A 22,500-nucleotide genomic window follows, 5' to 3' on the forward strand; every position below is an offset into this window, starting at 1 on the left:
GTACACCGCCTGCCGGCGGCGCGCCGCCCGACGGCCGAGCCGGCCCCGGCCGAGCCCGCAGAGCCGCTCGAAAACGAGCTCCCCAGCGCCTCCGCCGGCTGACGGCGCGCGACGATCCGTCTCGGCGGCCCCGCCAAAAAATCCGCGCCGAGCCATGGGAAGCCGCGCGCGCCGGCATATCTGGTCATAGCGATCCAGCCCTCCGCTCGAGGAGAAAATCGCAATGACCAATCGTGAACTGCGCTCCCGCCAAAAGGCCGCGCTCGAGACGCCGACCTGCTTCTCGCCCGAGGCGACGCGCGATCTCGCCGGCGCGCTCAACGCTCTGCTGGCGGATGCCTTCGCTCTCTATCTGAAGACGAAGAATTTCCATTGGCACGTCTCCGGCCCGCATTTTCGCGACTATCATCTGCTGCTCGACGAGCAGGGCGCGCAGATTTTCGCGACGACGGACGAGCTCGCCGAGCGGGTGCGCAAGGTCGGCGGCGTGACGCTGCGCTCCATCGGCCACATAGCGCGGCTCCAGCGCATCCTCGACAATGACGCCGATTATGTCGATCCGCAGGACATGCTGGCCGAGCTGCGCGACGACAATAACGCGCTGGCGGCGCGGATGCGCGAGGCGCATTCCCTCTGCGACGACCGCGGCGACGTCGCCACCGCGAGCCTGCTCGAGAATTACATCGACGAGGCCGAAAGGCGTGTCTGGTTCCTCTTCGAGGCCGGCCGTCGCGGCAACGCCTGACGCAAATCGTCGGCGGCGGCTCTCTTCTCCTGCTGCTTGCCTCGCCCGTTTTCCCTAGCCCGTTGCGAAGGCGCGCCGCCGCGTGTAGGTGTGACGTGCATCGAGGTCCCATGCGCAACCCACCCCCTCAGGCCGTCCGCCTCGCCGACTATCGCCCGCCCGCGTTTCTGATCGACGCGGTCGATCTCGATATTTCGCTCGATCGCAGCAAAACGCGTGTCGCCGCGCGCCTCGCGATCAGGCGCAATCCGGCCGGACAGGCCGGCGCGCCGCTCGCGCTCGACGGCGACGGCTTGGTCTTGCGGCGCGTCGCGCTCGATGGGGCGCCGCTCGCGCCCGAGTCCTATGAGGCGACGCCCGATTCCTTCCTGCTGCGCGCCCCGCCCGAGGGGCCCTTCACGCTGGAGATAGAGACCGAGGTCGATCCTTCGGCAAATACGCAATTGAGCGGGCTCTATCGCTCCGGCTCCGCCTATTGCACGCAATGCGAGGCGGAGGGCTTTCGCCGCATCACCTATTTCCTCGACCGGCCCGATGTGCTGAGCGTCTACACGACGCGCATAGAGGCCGATAAGAGCGAAGCCCCGGTTCTGCTCGGCAATGGCAATCCGATCGCCTCGGGCGATCTCGACGGCGGCCGGCATTTCGCGATCTGGCGCGATCCTTTCCCCAAGCCCTGTTATCTCTTCGCCCTCGTCGGCGGCGACCTCGGCCATATTTCCGAGAGCTATCGCACGAGCTCCGGCCGCGACGTGGAGCTCGCCATCTATGTCGAGCGCGGCAAGGAGCCCTTCGCCTCTTATGCGATGGATTCGCTGGTGCGCTCCATGCGCTGGGACGAGCAGGCCTTCGGCCGCGAATATGATCTCGACGTGTTCAACATCGTCGCCGTCTCCGATTTCAACATGGGCGCGATGGAGAACAAGGGCCTCAACATATTCAACGACAAATATGTTCTGGCCTCGCCGGAGACCGCGACCGACTCCGATTATGCGGGCATCGAATCGGTCATCGCCCATGAATATTTCCACAATTGGACCGGCAATCGCATCACCTGCCGCGACTGGTTCCAGCTGTGCCTGAAGGAAGGGCTGACCGTCTATCGCGATCAGGAGTTCTCTGCGGATCAGCGTTCTCGCGCGGTAAAGCGCATTTCCGACGTGCGCGGCCTGCGCGCGCAACAATTTCCCGAGGACGCCGGCCCGCTCGCCCATCCGGTGCGGCCGAGCCTCTATCACGAGATCAATAATTTCTACACGGCCACCGTCTATGAGAAGGGCGCCGAGATCGTTCGCATGTTGAAGACGCTGATCGGCGAGGCCGATTTCCGTCGCGGCATGGACCTCTATTTCGCGCGTTTCGATGGAACGGCGGCGACGGTGGAGGATTTCCTCGCCTGTTTCGCCGAAGCCTCCGGCCGCGACCTCGCGCAATTTTCGCTCTGGTACGAGCAGGCCGGCACGCCGCAAATCTCAGTGCAGAGCGACTATGACGCTGCCGCCAAGACTTTCACGCTCGCCCTCGAGCAGTCGACGCCGCCGACGCCCGGCCAGAGCGAGAAAAAGCCTTTCGTCATTCCGCTCGCGCTCGGCCTCATCGGCGAGAATGGCGACGAGCTGACGCTGTCCGCAGCGCCCGGCGAGACCGGCGCGAGCGGCGAGGAATGCGCGCGCGGCGTCGTCGAGCTCTCGACGCCAAAACGGAAGATCGTGTTCGAGAATGTCCCCTCGCGGCCGGTGGCGTCGCTGCTGCGCGGCTTCTCCGCGCCCGTGCGCCTCGCGCCGCCGCAATCGGCGGAAGACCTCGAGCGGCTGCTCGCCCATGACAGCGATTCCTTCAATCGCTGGCAGGCGGCGCAGAGCCTCGCGCTGCGTTCCGTCTTCGCCCGCGTCGAGGCCGCCCGCGGCGGCGAGGGCGTCGACGACAAGGCCTTTTTCGACGCGCTGAAACGGCTCGTCGAGGCGGGGGAGGGCGATCCGAGCCTCGTCGCCCAGGCGCTCTCTCTGCCGTCCGAGATCGACATCGCGCGCGAGATGGGCAAGGACGTCGATCCCGATGTGATCTATTCCGCGCGCTCCGGCCTGAAGCGCGATCTCGGCCGCTTTCTGGCGCCGGCGCTCGCCGAGGCGCACGCGCGCTTCGCGCCGCAGGAGGGTTTTTCGCCGGACGCCGCCAGCGCCGGCCGGCGCGCCATGCGCAATGTCGCGCTCGATCTTCTCGCAGCGGGCGATCCGGCCTCGGGCGGTCCGCTGGCCGAGCGGCAATTCGCCGAGGCGACGAATATGACCGACCGCATCTGCGCGTTGGCGACGCTGTCGCATCTTCCGGGCGCCGCGCGCGAGGACGCTTTCGCCGCCTTCTACGAGCGCTACCGAAAAGATCATCTCGTCGTCGACAAATGGTTCGCTCTGCAATCGACGATTCCGGAGGTCGAGACGACGGCGCGCGTCGCGCGGCTGATGGCGCATGAGGACTTCTCGCTCGCCAATCCCAATCGCGTGCGCGCGGTGGTCGGATCCTTCGCCAATGGCAATCCGACGCGTTTCCATGCGCTGGACGGCTCCGGCTATGCGCTGCTGGAGCGCGTCGTGCTGGAGCTCGACCCCAAAAATCCGCAGCTCGCCGCGCGCCTGCTCTCGGCGCTGCGCTCCTGGCGCTCGCTGGAGGAGCGGCGGCGTAAAATCGCCGAGACGACGCTGCGTCGCATTCTCGCGACGCCCGATCTCTCCGCCGATGTTTCGGACATAGCGACGCGCGCGCTCGGCTGAGCGTTTACGTCCTTTTAAGGTCTGGACAAAAGCCCTCCGCCGGATTCGAATGGTGCTGATTCGGGGCGGGATGCGGCGCGTTTTTCCCCCTCTTCGACAAACGCGGGGACTTACGAAATGGCGCGTGGACGCGCGGCCAATACGACGACTTGCGCCGATTCCTCATGGAGCGCTGCGGGCTCCGCGAGCATCGGCCGGGCGATCGCGCAACAGCTGAGCGCGCGGCGCGCGACTGTCGCGCTCGGCGCCTGCGCTCTCGCGCTCGGCGCGCTGCTTCTCCTGCTGGCGGAGGCGGCGCATGAGCGCACATTGATCGAGGCGGCGCAGGAGCTCGAGATTTTCGCGCGCGCCGTCTCCCGCGACGTCGAGGCGAGCGCGCGCGGCGGGGCGGCGGCGCTGCCCGATTACGCCGCGATGCGCGGACGCCGCGTCGCCGTCGCCGACGCGTCCGGCCGGATCGTCGCCGCGACAGCGCCGCTCGACGCCTCCGGCGCGCTCGCCGGCCTGCTCGGCGCCGAGCAGATATTGACCGAATTCGCCGATAAGGCGGGAGTGATGCGCGTCACTCTGGCCGATGGCCGCAAGGCGCTCGCCACTGTGCGCAATCTGGCGCCCGCGGCGGGACAAGGCGTGGGACAAGTCGCGGCGATCTTGCCTTACGACGCGGCCCTCGCCGATTGGCGCTGGTCGGTCGCGCGCAATGCGGCGCTCGCCGCGGCGGCCGCGCTGGCGACGACGCTCGGCCTCGTCGCCTTTCGGCGGCAGGCGCGCCGCGCCGCGCTCGCCGAGCGCGCGCAGATCGATCTGCGCCGGCGCGTCGACGCCGCGCTCGGCTCCGGCCGCTGCGGCCTTTGGGATTGGGACATTGCGCGCGGGCGCATTCATTGGTCGCAATCCATGTTCGCGCTGCTCGGCCTCGATCCGCAACCGCGTTCGCTCTCCTTCGGCGAATTGAAGACGCGTCTGCATCCGCAGGACGGCGATCTCATCGCCATTGTCGAGACCATCGTCGCCTCCGGCTCGCGCGGCATGGATCACGAATTCCGCATCCGCACTGCGCGCGGCGACTTTTTGTGGCTGCGCGCCTGCGCCGAATTGATCGACGATGCGCAGGGCGGCAAGCGCCTCGTCGGCGTCGCCGTCGACATTTCCGAGCAGCGCGCGCTGGCGGAAGGCGCCGCCACCGCCGATATGCGGCTGCGCGACGCCATAGAGACGATCTCCGAGGCCTTCGTGCTGTGGGACGCGCATAATCGGCTCGTCGCCTGCAATTCGAAGTTTTTGGCGCTGCACGGCCTCGCCGCCGAGGCGGCGGCGCCCGGCGCGAGCTATGCGCGCATCATGGCGAGCGCTTCCGCCGCGCTCGCCGAGACGCAGATCGTCTCCGACGAGGCCGTGACGGCGAGCGAGCGCACCTATGAGGCGCGACTCGCCGACGGCCGCTGGCTGCAGATCAGCGAGCGCCGCACCAAGGACGGCGGCTATGTCTCGGTCGGCGCCGACATCACCGCGCTGAAGCGCAATCAGGAGAAGCTCATCGACTCCGAGCGCCGGCTGACGGCGAGCGTCGCCGATCTCTTGAAATCGCGGCAGACGCTGGAGGCGCAGGCGCAGCAGCTGGCGACGCTGGCCGAGCAATATCATCTGCAGAAGGGCGAGGCCGAGGCCGCCTATCAGGCCAAGTCCGAATTCCTCGCCAATATGAGCCATGAGCTGCGCACGCCGCTCAACGCCATCATCGGCTTTTCGGAGATGATGCAGGCGCAGGTGTTCGGCGAGCTCGGCTCGACCAAATATGTCGAATATTGCAATCATATCCATCAGGGCGGCCGCTATCTGCTCGATGTGCTGACCGATATTCTGGACATGTCGCGCCTCGAAGCCGGCCGCGTGCGGCTGGATCAGCGCGAGGTCGACGTCTCCGGCGCCGTGCGCGCGACGGTGGAGCGGTACCGCCATAGCGCCGAGACGAAGCGCGTCGAGATCAGCGTCGACGCCTGCGACGGGCTGCGCTGCTATGGCGATCATGACGCGATCGTCAAATCGATCGGCGTGCTCGTCTCCAACAGTCTGAAATTCACCACGGCCGGCGGCGCCGTGCGCGTGCGAGCGCGTCGGCTCGCGCGCTCGGTCGCCATTTTCGTCGAAGACGACGGCTGCGGCATAGAGAAGGCCGCCATCCCCAAGCTCGGCCGCCCCTTCGAGCAGCCGATCGCCGTCATCGAAAATGGCATGAAAGGCTCCGGCCTGGGCCTCGCCATAGCGCGCTCGCTGATCGCGCTGCATGGCGGCGCGCTGCGCATCCGCTCGCATGTGGGCATCGGCACGATCGCGATGCTCCGCATTCCGGTGCGGCCGACGACGCGGGCGATTTCGGCGCAAGGCGCGCGGACGTCGCTGTACTGAGCGTCGTAGCCGCGGCTCGCGAGCGGCGTTAGTGGGCGCTCAGCTTTTCTCGGCGTCGGTCGAATAGACCGATATCTCGATTTCATCGACGGCGCGGCCGACCGTCCTCATGAATTCGGACGGCAGCACAAAGTTTCGCGTCATTGCGTCATGATCGAAATAGACAGCGACATTCGCCGAAACCGTTAGCTCGGCGAGAGAGCGCAGTTCGCCGATCGCGCACAAAAATTTCGACAGCGTCTCTTCGCTGGCGAGGATATGATCGGCCGCGAAAGAAACGAGGTCTCTCTCCGCCGTTGCGACATTCCGCAATGGAGCGACGCCCCAGTCCAATTTTCCGAGATCGGAATGGGGCCGTTCGACGCGCAGCCACAAAATGATGTCCGACAATTCGAGTTCCACCATCGCGCGACGTTTCTCCGACCGCTGCTCTTACACGTCACTCCGCCGCGGCCTCCGCCATCTCCCGCCGCGGCGGCGCAAAGGCCAGCTGCGGCTCCCAATAATTGCCGCGGTCGAACATGTGCCGCGCCTGCGCATATTGGAACATGATGCGCCCGACGATCTTCGCCGTCGCCGGCTTGCGCAGCGCCGCGCCCCACACTTTGTTCCACATGCGCCCCTCGGCGTCGCCGAGACGGCGCACCTCGGCGGCGATGTCCATCGCCTGCCGCTCCACCTCGCGAAAGCTCTCGAACTCCGGCAGCTTGGCGTCGCTCAAATCGCGCGAGCGGCCGAAGCTGTGAATGAAATTCAACATGCGCTCGCCGAAGGCGGCGGGCGAATAGAGCGCGTTGCAGAGATTGTGCAGGCCGGAGTTCAGCTCCTCCATGCTCATCGTCACCGGGCGGATATTGGAGCCCCAGGGCACCGCCTGCGTCTCCACCGTGCCTTGCAGCAGGCGTCCTTCGGCGGTGATGCGGTCGAAGAGCGGCGTCGCCTCCGAGGCCATCAGCGCGCCGAGGCTGAAGATGGGGATCGGCGTCGACATGGCGAACTCATATTGTTGCGAAAACACATTCGGCCCGTCGTGATCGAAGCCGACGATCATGCCGCCCATCACTGAAATGCCGCGGTCGATGAGCTTCTGCACCTCGCTCGGAATGTCGATCTTCAAATTCTGCTTTTTGCCGGTCTCGCGCAGGCTGTCGAGATTGGGCGTCTCTATGCCGATGAACACTTGATGCACGCCGGCCTCGACCAGCATGTCCATCAGCTCCGCGTCGCGCGTCGCGTCGATGGAGATTTGCGTGACGAAATCCATCTCATGGCCATTGCGCCGCCAATGCGCCATCGCCTCCAGCAGCTCCTTGCAATGGGCGCGATAGGCGGTGAAATTGTCATCCGCCAAGAATGTCGCGCGAAAGCCATGCGCCCAAAGAGCGTCGAGCTCGGCGATCACATTGGCGATCGGCTTGTGACGCTGCTTGCGGCCGAGATATTGGATGACGTCGCAGAATTCGCATTCGAACGGACAGCCGCGCGATGTCTGCACGGCGCCGAGCATGGCGCGATGATTGGGATAGAGATCCCAACGTGGGATCGGGCTCGTCGCCAGCGAAGGCTTGTCGCCGATGTAGCGATCGCGCGGACGCCCGCGGCGCAGATCGGCGAAGAGCTCGTCGGCGATCTCCTCGATCTCGCCGCTCACCAGCACATCGCAATGCGCGGCGAGATGATCGGGGCTGAGGCTGGCGTATGGCCCGCCGATGATGACCTTCTTGCCGCGGCGACGAAATTCGTCGGCGATGGCGATCATGCGGCGGCGCTGACTCACCTTGCCGGTGACGCAAATCCAATCTGCGTCATGATCGAAATTCACGGGCGCGACGCCCTCGTCGCTGATCTCGATCGCGAAGTCGCGCGGCGCCATTGCGGCGACGGTCGTCGATGAGAGATCGGCCATCATGACGCCCGAGGGCCGGCCGGAGGCGACGAGAATCTCGGCGCCGAAGTAGGTTGGAAAATCTGCAGCGGGATTGATGATATAAAGGGATGAGGTCATTGCAGGCCCCTTTCCGACAACCCATGAATTAAGGTCTTTTTTTTTGTCGCGCGCAAGCCCAAAGCGCGCCGCGGCCTCTCATTCGCGCGGCGCCCGGCCGTTTCTCGAAGGTAATCCACAGGCTCGCCGGCGCCGCGAGGCCGGGGCGCAAAGTCATGTGAGTGTCGAAACGTCTTGCCGCTCAATCTTCTACATCGATCTGCGGACGCGGATGGGGATACCCCGTAATTGACGCTCCACTTTTCATCGCCTAAGCCTCGCGAGGTTTTGGTGACGACGCGTTTCTACGGTTTTTTTCAGGGGATGGCGCCATAAGATGACGCATGAAGCCCTCACCTCGGATCGGCCGGTCGAGCGTGGTTCCGATCGCTCCTTCGGCCTGGTGATCGCCGCCGCGCTGACCATTTTGGCGCTGGCGCCGATGTGGCGAAACGACTCTCCGCACCTTTGGGCGCTCGCCGCCGCCGCGGTTTTCGCGGCGCTCGCCATCATCGCGCCGAAGCGGCTCGCAGCGCTCAACGATCTCTGGCTCGCCTTCGGATCGACGCTTCACAAAATCGTCAATCCGATCGTCATGGCAGTGCTGTTCTTCGGCGTGCTGACGCCGATCGCCATCCTCTTTCGGCTGCGCGGGCGTGACCCTCTCGCGCTGCGTTTCGACCAAGCGGCCGAGAGCTATTGGACGCGGCGCGGCGATGCGGACGGCGCCTCCGACATGCGCAAGCAATTCTGACCGGAAAAGCAATTTCTGACAGGAGACGAATGCGATGGATATGGTTCTCGAGCTGTGGGATTTCGTCGCGAGTCGCAAGAAATATTGGATGGCGCCTGTGCTCGGCGTGATGATGCTGCTCGGCGGGCTGATGCTGCTGCAGGGAACGGCGGTCGCTCCTTTCATCTACACGCTGTTCTGATCGCTCGTGCGAATTCTGGGCGTTTCCGCCTTCTATCACGACAGCGCGGCCGCGTTGATCGAGGATGGACGCATCGTCGCCGCCGCGCAGGAAGAGCGCTTCTCTCGCGTCAAGCATGATGCGCGCTTCCCCGCCAACGCCATCGACTATTGCCTCGCCGCCGCCGGCCTCGAGGCGAAGGACATCGATCACGTCGCCTTCTACGACAAGCCCTTCGTGAAGTTCGAGCGTCTGCTCGAGACATACACCACCTTCGCGCCGCGCGGGTTTCAGTCCTTCGCGACCGCTCTGCCGGTGTGGCTGCGCGACAAGCTGTTTCAAAAATCTCTGCTCGCGCAAAAGCTGAAGCATCATGCGCCCAATGTCGATTGGCGCGTGCGCCTTCTCTTCGCCGAGCATCATCTCAGCCATGCGGCGAGCGCCTTCTATCCATCGCCCTTCGACGAGGCTGTGGTACTGACCATGGACGGCGTCGGCGAATGGGCGACGACGTCGGTCGCTTTCGGCGAGGGCGCGAAGCTCGTCATGCAGCGCGAATTGCGCTTTCCGCATTCGCTCGGCCTGCTCTATTCGGCCTTCACCTATTACACGGGATTCAAGGTCAATAGCGGCGAATATAAGCTCATGGGCCTCGCGCCCTATGGCGAGCCGAAATATGCGAGCCTCATTCTCGATCACATCGTCGATCTGAAGAAGGACGGCACATTCCGTCTCGATCAATCCTATTTCGATTATTGCACAGGGCTGCGCATGACGAGCGAGAAGCTGCATCGCCTGTTCGGCGGCCCGCCGCGCGCGCCGGAAGAGCAGCTGACGCAGCGTCATATGGACATAGCCGCATCGATCCAAGCGGTGACGGAGGAGATCGTGCTGCGCCTGACGCGCGCGCTGGCGGCGGAGACAGGCGCGCGCAATCTCTGCCTCGCCGGCGGCGTCGCGCTCAATTGCGTCGCCAATGGTAAGGTGCTACGCGACAAGAGCTTCGAGCGCATTTGGATTCAGCCCGCGGCCGGCGACGCCGGCGGCGCGCTCGGCGCCGCGCTGCTCGCCTATCATGATTTCAACGGACGTCCGCGCGCCGCGTGCGGCGAAGGCGACGCAATGCAGGGCGCCTATCTCGGGCCGTCCTATTCGCAGAGCGATATAGAGCGTCGCCTCGCCGATAGCGGCGCGCGCTTCACGACGCTCTCGGATGAGGAGACGATCGCCGCCACGGCGCGCGATCTCGCCGATGGCAGGGCGGTGGGATGGTTCCAGGGGCGCATGGAGTTCGGCCCACGCGCGCTCGGCGGGCGCTCCATTCTCGCCGATCCGCGCTCGCCGCAAATGCAGAGGACGCTCAATCTCAAGGTGAAATATCGCGAATCCTTCCGGCCCTTCGCGCCCTCCGTTCTGTGCGAGCATGTCGCCGATTGGTTCGATCTCGATGAGGATTCGCCCTACATGCTGCTCGTCGCCGATGTCGCGAAACGGCATCGTCTCGCGACCAGTGCGGAGGATGAGGCGCTGTTCGGCATAGAGCGCTTGCAGCGGCCGCGCAGCGTCATTCCGGCGGTGACGCATGTCGATGGCTCCGCGCGCGTGCAGACGGTGCATCGGGAGACCAATCCGCGCTATCACGCGCTGATCTCGGCCTTTCATGCGCGGACCGGCTGTCCCGTGCTGGTCAATACGAGCTTCAACGTGCGCGGCGAGCCGATCGTCTGCAAGCCCGAGGACGCCTTCGCCTGCTTCATGGGCACGGAGATCGAGACGCTGGTCATCGGCAATTGCCATTTGCGCAAGGAGGATCAGGACCAAGTGCTGCGCAAGGACTATAAGGACAGATTCGAGCTCGACTGACGTTTTCGCCCGCGGAACCCGCGCGAAACGATCGGCCGAAAATTCGTCACTCCGCCGACGGCGCCTGCGGAACGGCGGGGGAAGGCGCGGCGCTCGGCGCATGGGTCGCCGGGGCCGCGCGCGGCAGCGCCAGCACGACGCGCAGGCCCGGCGCATTGTCTTCTATGCGCAAGGTCCCGCCATGCAGGCGCGCGACTGCGGCGGCGAGCGACAGGCCGAGGCCGGAGCCCGGCCGCGAGCGCGAATTCTCGAGCCGCACGAAACGCCCGATCACGCGGTCGCGGTCCTTCTCCGCTATGCCGGGGCCGCGATCGGAAACCTCGATCTCTATGCTGTCGCCCGCCCGCCGCGCCGCGACGCGCACGACGGCGCCGGGCGCGGCCGCGCCATATTTCAGCGCATTGTCGACGAGATTGACCAGCGCCTGGCCGAGCAGCTCGCGATTGCCGCGCAGCGTCAGCCCGTCGGCGGCGGCGAGCTCTATGCGCGCGTCATGCTCCTCGGCGACGGGCTCGTACATTTCGGCGATGTCGGCGGCGACGCGGCCGGCGTCGAAGTCGCTGGAAAAATCGCTGCAATAGCCGGCCTCTGCGCGCGCGATCATCAGCAGCGCGTCGAAAATGCGGATGAGAGCGTCGGATTCCTCGATCATATCGGTCAGCGCGTCGCGATATTGCTCGGCGCCGAGATCGGCGCGCAGCGCGGCGTCGGCGCGATTGCGCAGCCGCGTCAGCGGCGTTTTCAGATCATGGGCGATATTGTCGGACACTTCGCGCAGCCCGGTCATCAATTGCTCGATGCGGTCCAGCATGGCGTTGAGATTGGCGCTGAGCCGATCGAGCTCGTCGTCGGCGCCCATCAGCGGCAGGCGCTGCTCGAGATCGCCGGACATGATGCGCCGCGCCGAGGCGGAGAGCTTGTCGAGCCGCGCCAGAATGCGCCGCGCGACGATGAGGCCGCCGAGCGTGCCGATGGCGATCAGCCAGAACAGCGAGGCGACGAGCGCGCGGCGCAATATGCCGTGCAGCAGTCTGCGGTCCTGCAGATCATGGCCGACCAGCAGGCGGAAGCCGCCCGGCAGCTGGAACAGCCGCATCATCGCGCGATGATGGGCGGTGGTCTCGCCGCGGCGCTGATAGCGCGCCTCGACCAGCTCGGATCGATCGGGAAGGTCCGGCGGCAGCGCGGCGATATTGCCGACGATGAGCTCGCCGGAAAATGTCGTCACCAGATAGAGCGAGGCGCCCGGCGTGCGCACGCGGCGCTCGATCACCTCGACGAGCTGGCGTATGCCGCCTTCCGAATATTGCTCGGCGAGACCGCGAATATCGGCGTCGATCGTCTGCGCGGTCTGCTCGTCGAAGAGGTCTTCGACATTGATCTGCACGCGCGTCAGCACAATGGCCGCGCCGATGCCGAACAGCACCAGATAGGCGAGCGACAGCTTGAAGGCCGTCGTGCGGAAGAGTCTAACGAGCGCCTTCACGGATCATATATCCCGCGCCGCGGATCGTGTGCAGGAGCGGCGTCTCGCGTCCCTTGTCGATCTTGGCGCGCAGTCTGGAGATGTGGACGTCGATGACATTGGTCTGCGGATCGAAGTGATAATCCCAGACATTCTCGAGCAGCATGGTGCGCGTCACCACCTGGCCGGCGTGCTTCATCAAATATTCCAGCAGGCGGAACTCGCGCGGCTGCAGCACGATCTCCTGTCCGGCGGCGACGACCTTATGGGCGAGCCGATCGAGCTCGAGATCGCCGACGCGATAGACGGTCTCTTCCGGCTTCGGCCCGCCGCGGCGGCGCGCCAGCGCCTCGACGCGGGCGAGCAGCTCGGAGAAGGCGTAGGGCTTGGACACATAATCGTCGCCGCCGGCGCGCAGGCCGCGCACGCGATCGTCCACCTGGCCGAGCGCGGAGAGGATGAGAGCGGGCGTGTCGATCTTCTGCTCGCGCAGGCCCGAGATGAGCGAGAGCCCGTCGAGCTTGGGCAACATGCGGTCGATGATCAGCACGTCATATTTGCCGTCCGTCGCGGCCGCATAGCCTTCCAGCCCGTCGGCCGCATGGTCGGCGACATGGCCTTGCTCGCGGAACGCCTTCACGAGATAGGCGCCGGCTTCCGAATCGTCCTCGACGATCAATATTCGCATTTCATCCATATAGCGCGCCTCGAATGAAAACGGCAGGCCGGCGAGAACGCGCCGACCTGCCGCGACTGACGCGGCGGGAGAGGAGACGTCTGTCCCCCACCGCCTTCATGCGCAGCGCCCGCTACACGGGGGGCGGGCAATACGGGCCCCGCGCAAGAAGCTCTGGGAATCCACCCTCTCCTTTCGGGGGAGGGGCGGACTGCGGAGCAATCCAGGGTGGGGTTCCGCGGCGAACACTCGTGGCGTCGCCCCCTCCCGAGCGCCTGCGGCTATCGACCTCCTCCCTAGTGGGGGAGGCGGAATTGCCTTTCCGGCGCCTGTCCTCGTTCATCGTCAGGACGCCGGATTGACCGAGAGCGCGACGAAGCGCGCCCCTTCCGGCGATTTCACGCGCAGCAGCACGGATTTGCGGCCCTCTTTCTTGGCCGAGTCGATCGCCGCCTGCAGATCGCCGCGCGCCTTCAAAGTCTGGCCATTGGCCTCGACGATCACGTCGCCCTGGCGCAGCCCCTTCTGGGCGGCGGCGCCATTGGGGTCGATGCCGACGATGATGAGGCCCTCGCCGCCGCGGCCGCCGCGCACTTCCGCGGCCGGCGCCACTTCTATGCCATAGGCGGCGAGCGCCGCGCCGGGCTCGACGCCGTCGTCTTTGGATTCGGCGGCGGCGGTCTCCTTTTCGCTCGGCAGCTTGCCGAGTTTCAGCTTCACGCTCTTCTCGGCGCCATTGCGCAGGAAGGTGAGCTCAGCGCTCTTGCCGGGGCCGAGCGTCGCGATGCGGCGGGCGAGGTCGCGCGGTCCGTCCACTTTCTGGCCGTCTACGGCGGTGACGACGTCGCCGGCCTTGAGCCCGGCCGCCTCGGCCGGGCCGCCGCGCTGCGGCTGCGCGATCAGCGCGCCCTTGTTGTTTTTGAGCCCCAGGCTCTCGGCGATTTCCGGGGTGATCGGCTGGATGGAGACGCCGATCCAGCCGCGCGCCACCTGACCCTTGTCCTTGAGCGCGGCGATCACATCCTTGGCCACCTCCGAAGGAATGGCGAAGCCGATGCCGACCGAGCCGCCTGAGGGCGAATAGATCGCCGTGTTGACGCCGATCACCTGGCCATGCTCGTCGAAAGAGGGGCCGCCGGAATTGCCGCGGTTCACCGGCGCGTCGATCTGGATGAAGTCGTCATAGGGGCCGGCGCCGATGTCGCGGCCGCGCGCCGAGACGATACCCGCCGTCACCGTGCCGCCGAGGCCGAAGGGATTGCCGACCGCGATCACCCAATCGCCGATGCGCGGGCTGGCGCTCGCCCAATCGACATGCGGCAGATTATTGCCGTCATTGATCTTCAGCAGAGCGAGATCGGTGCGCTTGTCGGTTCCGACGATCTTGGCCGGCAGCGTGCGGCCGTCGTCGAAAGTCACCTCCACCTGCGTCGCATGTTCGACGACATGGTTGTTGGTGACGACATAGCCGTCGGCGGTGATGACGAAGCCGGAGCCCAGCGCCTGCGTCATATGCTTTTGTCGCCCGCGTCCTCCCGGAGGCTCGCCGAAATGGCGGAAGAAGCGATAGAGCGGATCGTCCGGCGAAAGCTCGGGCGGCATTCCGGGAAAGCCTTCCTCCGGGCCGCCGCCGGCCTCCAGCGCCTTGGTCTTGATCGCGACCACGGCCGGCTTCACCCGCTCGACGACATCGGCGAAGGATTGCGGGCCGACGGCCGCAGCCGCGCTCTGGCTGGTGCTCTGCGTCTGGGTCGCTGGAGCCTGGCCCCAGGCGAAGGTCTGCGCCGGCAGCAGCGTCGCGCCGAGCGCGAGCGCGGCGGCGCCGGACATCAGCGCGAGACGAAACGGGCGCCCTTCCGGGCGACGCCAGCGCGCCGTTCGGGTCGTGGCGAGAACTCGACGAAAAATCACCGGCAAGGTCATCGAACCGTCTCCATCGTCTGCCCCTCGAGCGGGGCCGGGGGCGCGGCGGGGCCTCCGCCTGTCGACGATGAAGATGGCGTTCGCGAGCTTACGCCACAGTGGCCCGCGCATGAAACTTTCGTAAGGCCGCGCGGGGCGTAGCGTGAGCTCGGGCGAAAAAAGGCCGCGGGCAAATCGCCCGGGAAGGCGAGGGCGCCCGTCCGTGGGCGGCGCGCTGGGCGGAGCGGCACAATTCGGCGGGTCTCAATCGCGAGACGGGAGGATGAAAATGCCGAATTTCGCTTTCGACGACAGCAACATCGAGTGGCGGAGGCTCGAGGGGGTGGATCACCTCTGGCTCTCCGTGCGCGACATAGACGACGAGGCCGGGATCGTCCATGTTCTGTACAAATTCGCCGCCAATGAGAAAATCCTGCTGCATCGTCACAAGACGGTCAACAAGACCTTCGTGATCCAGGGCGAGCATCGCCTCTATCACGCCGATGGCGAGCTAAAGGAGATCCGGCCCGTCGGCAGCTACAAGGTCAGCCCGCCTTCGGAGGACCCGCATCGGGAAGGCGGCGGCGATCAGGACGTGATCGTGTTCTTCACCATCTATGGCAAGGGCCTGCTCTACGAGATTTTGGACGATGCGCAGAATGTCGTCGCTCCGCTCACCGTGGAGGATTTTCGCGCGCTATTGTGAGGGGCGACAAGGTTCGAGCGACGGCGCGCGTTTCGCGCCGTCGCGCCGGGCGGGGAAGACGCTCAGACGAGATCGAGACGCAGGCCGCACATTCCGAGCATGATGGCGAGAGCGAGAAGCGCGGCCGCCGCCGCGACGCCGAACATCGCTCTATTCGCCCATCGCTCCGGCAGATTATGGCCGATCATCGCCATCCTCAGGCCGGCGCCCATATGCGCGACGACGAAGAAGACTCCCAGCGCATAATGCGGAATGAGGCGATTGCTCCAGCCGCTCTCGATCAGGCCGCCCCACGCCTCGCTGGTCGCGAAGGACCAATCCGTCACGATCGGCGGATCGGACCAGCTGCGAGCGTAGATGAACACCGAATTCATATGGCCGAGGATGAAGAAGGCGAGATAGACGCCCGCCGCGATCTGGAAAATCCTGAATGGATCGGCGCTCGCGCGCAAATGACGCGAGGCGAGAAACGATCCGCTCGCGACTTGAAACAGCAATGCTGCGACGAGCAGCGGCTCGACGAGAGCGGAGCCGTAAATGGCGTGAACGCTCTTCATCAGGCTGCGATGCGCATCCGGCCCGATCAATCCCGTGAGATGATTGACGAGATGAAAGCCGAGAAACACAGCGAGTATGGCGATCGCGGCGACGCCGTGAGCGACGCGTAGCGTCGCCGGCGCCGCGGCGGCGGAGGCGAGCGGATAGGGCCGGTCCGGGCTCGCGACGACGGCGACGATGAGAAGCGCCCAAAGCAGCGCAAAGGCCCATTCGTCGGGCAGCGGGCTGTTCGTCATGAAATCGACGACGCCGAGGGAAGTGTAGATCGCCGGCGCCGCGACGACGAGCAGGGCGACGAGCTCGGCGCGTCGTTCCGCCACAGTCGGCGCTGTGACGCGCGCCAGACGGAATGACGCGAGCAAGCCGATCAACGGGATGGCGAAGGCCAGCGCCAAGAAGAGGGCGGCGCCGAGCCAGAAGATGAGATGCGCTGGTCTCGACGGCTCGACGATCTCGGCTGCGGCTATATTGAACGCCCGCGGCGTCCAAGGATAAGCGATCGCCGCCAAAGGCGCTGCGATCAAGGTGAATTTTCGTGAAACGCCGACGCGATCCGGCGTTATGCCTTGCGCTTCTATCGTCATATTTTTGGCCTCCCGATCAATGGTCCGCCCCGCATCGGCGGTTCATAGAGCTTCAATATTCGTGGCGTCACGGCGATTATCGCCGCGAGGGATGTGTCGGCGTTCGATCGCGCATCGAAAATTCAGATGTCTGCGCTCAGCCTAATCAGCCGCGGCCGAGCTGTCACGCTCTATCGATAAGTCGTTTATTGATACGACCTCATTATGATGCTTCGGATCGCCCTATGGAGTGGGACTATGAACGATGGATCGCCGAGCGTCGGGCGTGAGCCCGGTGTCGTCGCAGCCGCCGTCTATGCGGATGGCCGCCGGCTTCAGGACATAGCGATCGAGGAAGCCGGCGCCTTCGCCGCGCGTCCCGGCCATGTCGTGTGGATCGGCCTCTGTGAGCCGTCCTTCGAACTGCTCGCGCGCGTGCAGCGGCAATTCGATCTGCATCCTCTGGCGATAGAGGACGCCGGCAAGGCGCATCAATATCCCAAGCTCGAGCAATATGGCGACGGTCTGTTCATCGTCGCGCGCACCGCGCAGATGGAGAATGGCCGCATCGCCTTCGGCGAGACGCATCTCTTCGTCGGCAAGGGCTATGTGCTGTCGATCCGCCACGGCGCCTCCAGCTCCTACGCGCATGTGCGCGAGCGTTGCGAGGCGGCGCCGCATGGGCTCTCCGAGGGCGAGGATTACATCGTCTACGCCATACTCGATTTCATCGTGGACAATTACTTTCCCGTGCTGGCGACGATCAATGCGGAAGTCGAAGCGATAGAGGATCACATTCTCGCGCGATCGCCGGACCGGGCCCATGTCGATCGGCTCTATGCGCTGCGCCGCGATCTCTTGCGGCTCGGCAATGCGGTCGCGCCGCTGGTCGATGTCTGCCAACGCTTGGAGCATACGGAGGTCATGGCGATCGACGCTGCCATGCGTCCGCATTTTCGCGATGTGACCGACCATATTCTGCGCGTGCGCGAGCAGATCGCCACTTTGCGCGAGGTGCTGGCCTTCGCCTTCGAGGCGAGCCTGATGAACGGCCAGATGCAGCAGACGCATATCACGCGGCGTCTCGCCGCCTGGGCCGCCATTCTCGCCGTGCCGACCGCGATCGCCGGCATTTATGGAATGAATTTCGAGCATATGCCGGAGCTGAAATGGCGCTACGGCTATTTCCTCATTCTCGGCGCGACGGCGGCGATCTGCGCGACGCTCTACTGGCGCTTTCGCCGCAATGATTGGCTGTGACGCGCGGCGTCATCGACGTCGCGCGCGGCCACTCTTGAAAAAAGCGCCGATCAGGCCTTCGGCCCGCCGCGCGCGACGCCGACCTTGGCCGGGCGCAGCACGCGCTCGCCGATCGTATAGCCGGGCTCGACCACTTGCGCGACCGTGCCATTGGGCACGCTCTCGTCCGGTATCTCGAACAGCGCCTCGTGCTGATTGGGGTCGAAGCGCTGGCCCTGCGCCTCGATCTTCTTGACCCCGAAACGGGCGAGGCGGGAGACGAAATCGCGCTCGGTGAGCTCGACGCCCTCGATCAGCGTGCGAATATTCTGCTCGAGGCCCTCGCGCGAGGGCTCCGGCACGCTGTCGACGGCGCGGCGCAGATTATCGGCGAAGGTCAGCATCTCGCGGGCGAAATTGGCCACCCCATAGGTCTTGGCGTCGGCGATCTCTTTTTCGGTCCGCCGCCGCATATTCTCCATATCGGCGAGCGTGCGCAGCAGCTTGTCTTTCAAGCTGGCGACCTCGGCGTGGAGATTCTCGAGCTCCGTGAAAGGCTCGGGCTCGGCGATGTCGGATTCCGCCCCCGGCTGCGCCAGGGCGGAGGCGTCGTCGCTCGCCTGCGCCTGACGGGCGCGGGCCTCTTCCTGGGTGTCCTTTTTCTTATCGTCGCTCATGATCTCTTCCATTGGCGATGAAACGCCCCCGATATCAGTGCGGGAGCGCGCAAAATCAAGTCGGGGCGGCGCCCGCGCCCCCGCCGGAGGTCTTTCGCACGCGGAGCGCGAAGACATCCAGCAATTGGCGCTTTATCGCCGCCTGACGCGAGGGCGAGACGATTTTCCCGCCGGTCAGATCGGTCACATAGAAGGCGTCCACAGCCCGCTCGCCGAAGGTGACGATATGAGCGGAGCCGATGTTGAGATTGAGATTGGAGATGGCGTTCGTCAGATCGAAGAGCAGGCCGACGCGGTCGAGGCCGGAGACCTCGATGACGGTCGCCATATTGGCGAAACTATTGTCGATGACGACGCCGGGCGCGATGTCGAAGGCCGTGGTCGCGCCGCGCTGCGCGCTGCGCGCCGCCACCGCCTCGGAAATGGCGATCTCGCCGCGCAGCGCTTTCTCTATGTATTCGGCGACGCGGCGCGCGCGGCGCAATTCGTCGTCGTCGAGCGGAAAGGCGCGCGAGAAGAAGATGGTGTCGAGCGCGAGCCCGTCCGCCGTGGTGAAAATATGCGCGTCGACGATATTGGCGCCGCTCGCGGCGCAGGCGCCGGCGATGATCGACAGCAGGCGCCGATGATCCTGCGCGACGACGGTGAGCTCCACCGCGCCGCTCTTGGTGTCGAGATCGACAGTGGTGACGAGCGGCGTCTTCGTGTCGCTGAGATCGCGCAAGAGCCGGGCGTGGCGGATCTTGCGGGAGAGATCGGCCTTCAGCCAATAGGCGGAATAATGGCGCTGCGCATAGGCGGCGAAATCGGCGTCGCTCCAATCCGCGAGCGCGGCGCGCAGCTCTTCCTTCGCATGGGCGACGCGGCTCTTGCGATCGGCCGCCGAATGGCCGCCGCCGAGCACGACTTCCGTCTCCCAATAGAGCACATTGAGCAGCTGCGCCTTCCAGGCGTCGAGCACGCCGGGGCCGACCGCGTCTATGTCGCACATGGTCAGCACGAGCAGCATTTTCAGCCGCTCCATCGTCTGCACGATGGCCGCGAAATTCTCGATGGTGCGGCGGTCGGAGAGATCGCGGCTCTGCGCTATGCTGGACATCAGGAGATGATGCTGCACCAGCCAGGCGACCGTATCCGTCTCGCCGGGATCGAAGCCGAGCCGCGGACACAGCGAATGCGCTATCTCCGCGCCGGCCTGCGAGTGATCCTCCTTGCGGCCTTTGGCGATATCGTGCAGCAGCAGGCCGAGATAGAGAGTCTTGCGATTGGAGATGGTCGGCAGAATGTCATTGGCGAGCGCGGCCTGTTTCGGCCCGCGGCCGGATTCGAGCGCCGCCAGCGCGCCCACTGCGCGCAATAGATGCTCATCGACCGTGTAGTGATGATACATGTTGAATTGCATCATCGCGACGATGCGGCCGAATTCGGGAATGAAGCGCCCGAGCACGCCGGTCTCGTTCATGCGCCGCAGCACGGTCTCTGTCGTATTGTGCGACAGCAGAATATCGAGAAACAGGCGGTTGGCCTCTTTGCTCGCGCGCAGCTCGGAATCGATCAGCCGCAGCGAGCGCGTGATGGCGCGCACGGCGTCAGGATGGATCGCGAGCCCATAGCGGTCGGCGGTCCAGAACAGGCGAATGATATTCACCGGATCGCGGCGGAACACGTCTTCGGCCGCGACATTGACGCGGTCGTGCTCGACGATGAAATCATCCGACGGCATTTTGCGCGCGCGCCGTCGCAGCCGGCCGAGCACGCGGTCCAGCATGGCCGGCGGCTTGGCCTCGCGCGCCTCCAGCGCCGCGCAGACGATGGCGGTGAGATCGCCGACATCCTTGGCGACGAGGAAGTAATGCTTCATGAAGCGCTCGGTGCGCGAGAGACCGGCGCGATCGTGATAGCCGAATTTCGCCGCGAGCATGGGCTGCAGATCGAAGGACAGGCGCTCCTCGGCGCGGCCGGTCGAAAAATGCAGCTGGCAGCGCACGCGCCACAGAAATTCCTCGCAGCGCTGAAACAAAGTCAGCTCGCTGCGCGTGAAGAGGCCGGCGGCGACGAGCTCCTCCGGCTCGCGCACGCGATAGACATATTTGGCGATCCAGAACAGCGTGTGCAGATCGCGCAGGCCGCCCTTGCCCTCTTTGACATTGGGCTCGACGAGATAGCGCGAGGAGCCGGCGCGCGAGACGCGCTGGTCGCGTTCGGCCAGCTTGGCGGCGACGAACTCGCGCGCGTCGACGCGCATGATCTCGCGATCGAAGCTCTCGAGCAGCTCGTGAAAGAGATCCGAGCTGCCGAGGATGAAGCGCGCCTCGAGAATGGTCGTGCGTATGGTGACGTCGGCGCGCGCCTGGCGCAGGCATTCGGCGACGGAGCGGCTCGCGTGCCCGACCTTCTGGCGCAGATCCCACAGCATGTAGAGGATCGCCTCGACGACGCTCTCGCCCCAGGGCGTCTGCTTATAGGGAAGCAGGAACAGAAGATCGATGTCGGAGCCGGGCGCCAGAGTGCCGCGCCCATAGCCGCCGACGGCGACGATGGTCAGCCGCTCGCCGAAGGTCGGATTGTCGGCGACATAGACGAAACGCACGACATAATCATAGATCGCGCCGATGATCTCGTCCTCGAGATCGGAGAGATAGCGCGCGCAGACGAGGCCCTTGCCGCCGGATTCGAGATAGGCGCGCGCGATTTCGTGGCTCTCGGCGAGGGCCTTGCGCAAAATCTCCACCACGGCCGCGCGCGGCTCGCCGGGCTTGGCGGCTCTGCTCACGGCGGCGATTTTTTCGCCGAGCGTCGCGCGCACGCCGTCTGCGCTCGGCGCCTCGCTCCGTGCAGGCGGCCGCGGCTCTTCCCGCGCGCGCAGCGCGGCCTTGCGCGCGTCAGCCATTCGCGCGCAGCCTCGCGAGCTTGGCCTCGATCGCGTCGAAGATCGGCGCGGCGAGGTCGGGGCCGCCGAGCCGGGAGAGGGCGCGCAGGCCGGTCGGCGAGGTGACGTTGATCTCGGTCAGATTGCCGTCGATGACGTCTATGCCGACGAAGAGCAGGCCGCGCGCGCGCAGCGCCGGGCCGAGCCGCGCGCAGATTTCGCGCTCGCGCTCGGTCAGCGCCGTCGAGGCCGCCGCGCCGCCGCGCACCATATTGGAGCGAATGTCGTTCTCCGCCGGAATGCGGTTCACCGCACCGAGCGGCTCGCCGTCGACGAGCAATATGCGCTTGTCGCCCTGGCTCACCGCGGGGAGAAAGCGCTGCGCCACCCAGGGCTCGCGGAAGGTCGTGGAAAAGAGATCGAAGAGCGAGCCGAAATTGGGATCGACCGGCGCCACTTTGAACACGCCGGCGCCGCCATGGCCGTAGAGCGGCTTCATGACGATGTCGCCATGCTCGGCGCGGAACGCCTCGATCGCCGCCCGGTCGCGCGTCAGCAGCGTCGGCGGCATCAGATCGGCGAATTCCATGACGAAGAGCTTTTCCGGCGCATTGCGCACGGCGGCGGGATCATTGACGACGAGCGTCCTCGATTGGATCTTCTCGAGGAAATGCGTCGAGGTGATATAGGCGAGGTCGAAAGGCGGGTCCTGGCGCAGCAGCACGACATCGACGCCGGCGAGATCGAGCACGTGCTCCTCGCCGAGCTCATAATAGCGCGCGGAATCGTCGAAGACGGAAATCTCGCGCGCCGGCGCGCTCAGCCGTCCGGCGCCGAGCGAGAGTCTGTCGGGCGTGTAATGCCACAGGCGATGGCCGCGCCTCTGCGCCTCGAGCATCAGCGCGAAGGTCGAATCGCCGGCGAAATTGATTTTTTCGAGAGGGTCCATCTGGACCGCGACGTCGATCATGTTCGCCATGTCTCTTTCGTGGCGCAGCCCGTCCCCGGCGGACCGCCCCAGAGGAAGTAACGCGTTTCGCCCCGGGGCGAAAGCGCTTCCTCATGTCTGGAGCGGGGCGGGGCGGCGCATTCGCATCCACCCTCCCCTCGAGGGGAGGGTCGGCCGGCGAAGCCGGACGGGGTGGGGTCTACGAGAAAGACCCGG

The 22,500-nt window shown here is 65.6% G+C and carries 18 protein-coding genes; 8 read left to right on the forward strand and 10 right to left on the reverse strand.

Annotation, left to right across the window (positions count from 1 at the left end; genetic code table 11):
• The coding region (locus FMZ75_RS21305; RefSeq protein ID WP_207783328.1) for a hypothetical protein at positions 1–188 on the reverse strand (188 nt) is incomplete at its 3' end.
• A gap of 35 nt (positions 189–223) precedes the next feature.
• Between FMZ75_RS21305 and FMZ75_RS07355 the strand changes: the two genes are divergently transcribed.
• The 3 genes from FMZ75_RS07355 (at position 224) to FMZ75_RS07365 (ending at position 5,919) form a co-directional block, all read left to right on the forward strand.
• Positions 224–745 carry a Dps family protein gene (locus FMZ75_RS07355; protein ID WP_166141872.1) on the forward strand — a complete coding sequence of 174 codons (522 nt, stop codon included), beginning with the start codon at positions 224–226 and terminating at the stop codon, positions 743–745.
• Between the two features lie 110 nt (positions 746–855).
• A complete protein-coding gene (pepN, locus tag FMZ75_RS07360) occupies positions 856–3,513 on the forward strand; it encodes an aminopeptidase N (protein ID WP_166141873.1) in 2,658 nt (885 codons plus the stop codon).
• Positions 3,514–3,630: 117 nt separating this feature from the next.
• Positions 3,631–5,919 carry a HAMP domain-containing sensor histidine kinase gene (locus FMZ75_RS07365; protein WP_166141874.1) on the forward strand — a complete coding sequence of 763 codons (2,289 nt, stop codon included), beginning with the start codon at positions 3,631–3,633 and terminating at the stop codon, positions 5,917–5,919.
• Positions 5,920–5,958: 39 nt separating this feature from the next.
• Here the strand turns inward: FMZ75_RS07365 and FMZ75_RS07370 are convergent, their stop codons facing one another.
• Both FMZ75_RS07370 and FMZ75_RS07375 read right to left on the reverse strand, forming a co-directional pair.
• Positions 5,959–6,309 carry a hypothetical protein gene (locus tag FMZ75_RS07370; protein WP_166141875.1) on the reverse strand — a complete coding sequence of 117 codons (351 nt, stop codon included), beginning with the start codon at positions 6,307–6,309 and terminating at the stop codon, positions 5,959–5,961.
• Between the two features lie 49 nt (positions 6,310–6,358).
• Complete coding sequence (locus FMZ75_RS07375) at positions 6,359–7,924, reverse strand: radical SAM protein (protein WP_166141876.1); 1,566 nt, start codon at positions 7,922–7,924, stop codon at positions 6,359–6,361.
• A gap of 316 nt (positions 7,925–8,240) precedes the next feature.
• On the opposite strand from FMZ75_RS07375, the gene FMZ75_RS07380 reads away from it, so the two are divergent.
• Genes FMZ75_RS07380 through FMZ75_RS07390 form a run of 3 tightly spaced genes read left to right on the forward strand, consistent with a single transcriptional unit; the run spans position 8,241 to position 10,680 of the window.
• On the forward strand, positions 8,241–8,657 hold the full coding sequence (locus FMZ75_RS07380; protein ID WP_166141877.1) for an SxtJ family membrane protein: 417 nt from the start codon (positions 8,241–8,243) through the stop codon (positions 8,655–8,657).
• 34 nt (positions 8,658–8,691) lie between these two features.
• Positions 8,692–8,838 carry a DUF5989 family protein gene (locus tag FMZ75_RS07385; RefSeq protein WP_166141878.1) on the forward strand — a complete coding sequence of 49 codons (147 nt, stop codon included), beginning with the start codon at positions 8,692–8,694 and terminating at the stop codon, positions 8,836–8,838.
• A gap of 6 nt (positions 8,839–8,844) precedes the next feature.
• On the forward strand, positions 8,845–10,680 hold the full coding sequence (locus tag FMZ75_RS07390) for a carbamoyltransferase (protein WP_166141879.1): 1,836 nt from the start codon (positions 8,845–8,847) through the stop codon (positions 10,678–10,680).
• Between the two features lie 46 nt (positions 10,681–10,726).
• On the opposite strand, the gene FMZ75_RS07395 is transcribed toward FMZ75_RS07390, so the two are convergent.
• The 3 genes from FMZ75_RS07395 to FMZ75_RS07405 form a co-directional block, all read right to left on the reverse strand.
• Positions 10,727–12,166 (reverse strand): ATP-binding protein, encoded by a 1,440-nt coding sequence (locus FMZ75_RS07395; RefSeq protein ID WP_166141880.1) that lies wholly within the window; start codon positions 12,164–12,166, stop codon positions 10,727–10,729.
• Complete coding sequence (locus FMZ75_RS07400) at positions 12,150–12,833, reverse strand: response regulator transcription factor (protein ID WP_108918421.1); 684 nt, start codon at positions 12,831–12,833, stop codon at positions 12,150–12,152. The genes FMZ75_RS07395 and FMZ75_RS07400 overlap by 17 nt, the downstream gene beginning before the upstream one ends.
• Before the next feature lie 333 nt (positions 12,834–13,166).
• Positions 13,167–14,744 (reverse strand): Do family serine endopeptidase, encoded by a 1,578-nt coding sequence (locus tag FMZ75_RS07405; protein ID WP_207783329.1) that lies wholly within the window; start codon positions 14,742–14,744, stop codon positions 13,167–13,169.
• Between the two features lie 268 nt (positions 14,745–15,012).
• Between FMZ75_RS07405 and FMZ75_RS07410 the strand changes: the two genes are divergently transcribed.
• A complete protein-coding gene (locus tag FMZ75_RS07410) occupies positions 15,013–15,429 on the forward strand; it encodes a regulator (RefSeq protein ID WP_142863413.1) in 417 nt (138 codons plus the stop codon).
• 62 nt (positions 15,430–15,491) lie between these two features.
• On the opposite strand, the gene FMZ75_RS07415 is transcribed toward FMZ75_RS07410, so the two are convergent.
• Positions 15,492–16,571, reverse strand: coding sequence for a hypothetical protein (locus FMZ75_RS07415; RefSeq protein ID WP_166141881.1), 1,080 nt, complete (start codon positions 16,569–16,571; stop codon positions 15,492–15,494).
• A gap of 237 nt (positions 16,572–16,808) precedes the next feature.
• Here FMZ75_RS07415 and corA point away from each other — a divergent pair, with 237 nt between their 5' ends.
• Positions 16,809–17,810: a magnesium/cobalt transporter CorA gene (corA, locus tag FMZ75_RS07420; protein WP_166141882.1), complete on the forward strand. Its 1,002-nt coding sequence runs from the start codon at positions 16,809–16,811 to the stop codon at positions 17,808–17,810.
• Positions 17,811–17,860: 50 nt separating this feature from the next.
• Here the strand turns inward: corA and grpE are convergent, their stop codons facing one another.
• The 3 genes from grpE to gshB are packed head-to-tail and all read right to left on the reverse strand — an operon-like array spanning position 17,861 to position 22,305.
• Positions 17,861–18,466 carry a nucleotide exchange factor GrpE gene (gene grpE, locus FMZ75_RS07425; RefSeq protein ID WP_166141883.1) on the reverse strand — a complete coding sequence of 202 codons (606 nt, stop codon included), beginning with the start codon at positions 18,464–18,466 and terminating at the stop codon, positions 17,861–17,863.
• A 55-nt stretch (positions 18,467–18,521) separates the two neighbouring features.
• Positions 18,522–21,356: a [protein-PII] uridylyltransferase gene (locus FMZ75_RS07430; protein WP_166141884.1), complete on the reverse strand. Its 2,835-nt coding sequence runs from the start codon at positions 21,354–21,356 to the stop codon at positions 18,522–18,524.
• Entirely contained in the window at positions 21,349–22,305 is a 957-nt protein-coding gene (gshB, locus tag FMZ75_RS07435; protein WP_166142068.1) for a glutathione synthase, read from the reverse strand. Before gshB ends, FMZ75_RS07430 begins: the two co-directional genes overlap by 8 nt.
• Between the last annotated feature and the right edge of the window lie 195 nt (positions 22,306–22,500).

This window comes from Methylosinus sp. RM1, from assembly GCF_011378635.1.
GTDB lineage: Bacteria > Pseudomonadota > Alphaproteobacteria > Rhizobiales > Beijerinckiaceae > Methylosinus > Methylosinus sporium.

Coding starts and splice junctions, on each gene's coding strand:
- gshB (WP_166142068.1), bottom strand. CDS start 22,305: ATGATCGACGTCGCGGTCCAGATGGACCCTCTCGAAAAAATCAATTTC.
- FMZ75_RS07375 (WP_166141876.1), bottom strand. CDS start 7,924: ATGACCTCATCCCTTTATATCATCAATCCCGCTGCAGATTTTCCAACC.
- FMZ75_RS07430 (WP_166141884.1), bottom strand. CDS start 21,356: ATGGCTGACGCGCGCAAGGCCGCGCTGCGCGCGCGGGAAGAGCCGCGG.
- FMZ75_RS07380 (WP_166141877.1), top strand. CDS start 8,241: ATGACGCATGAAGCCCTCACCTCGGATCGGCCGGTCGAGCGTGGTTCC.
- grpE (WP_166141883.1), bottom strand. CDS start 18,466: ATGAGCGACGATAAGAAAAAGGACACCCAGGAAGAGGCCCGCGCCCGT.
- FMZ75_RS07385 (WP_166141878.1), top strand. CDS start 8,692: ATGGATATGGTTCTCGAGCTGTGGGATTTCGTCGCGAGTCGCAAGAAA.
- FMZ75_RS07355 (WP_166141872.1), top strand. CDS start 224: ATGACCAATCGTGAACTGCGCTCCCGCCAAAAGGCCGCGCTCGAGACG.
- FMZ75_RS07415 (WP_166141881.1), bottom strand. CDS start 16,571: ATGACGATAGAAGCGCAAGGCATAACGCCGGATCGCGTCGGCGTTTCA.
- FMZ75_RS07410 (WP_142863413.1), top strand. CDS start 15,013: ATGCCGAATTTCGCTTTCGACGACAGCAACATCGAGTGGCGGAGGCTC.
- FMZ75_RS07400 (WP_108918421.1), bottom strand. CDS start 12,833: ATGCGAATATTGATCGTCGAGGACGATTCGGAAGCCGGCGCCTATCTC.
- FMZ75_RS07405 (WP_207783329.1), bottom strand. CDS start 14,744: ATGACCTTGCCGGTGATTTTTCGTCGAGTTCTCGCCACGACCCGAACG.
- corA (WP_166141882.1), top strand. CDS start 16,809: ATGAACGATGGATCGCCGAGCGTCGGGCGTGAGCCCGGTGTCGTCGCA.
- FMZ75_RS07365 (WP_166141874.1), top strand. CDS start 3,631: ATGGCGCGTGGACGCGCGGCCAATACGACGACTTGCGCCGATTCCTCA.
- pepN (WP_166141873.1), top strand. CDS start 856: ATGCGCAACCCACCCCCTCAGGCCGTCCGCCTCGCCGACTATCGCCCG.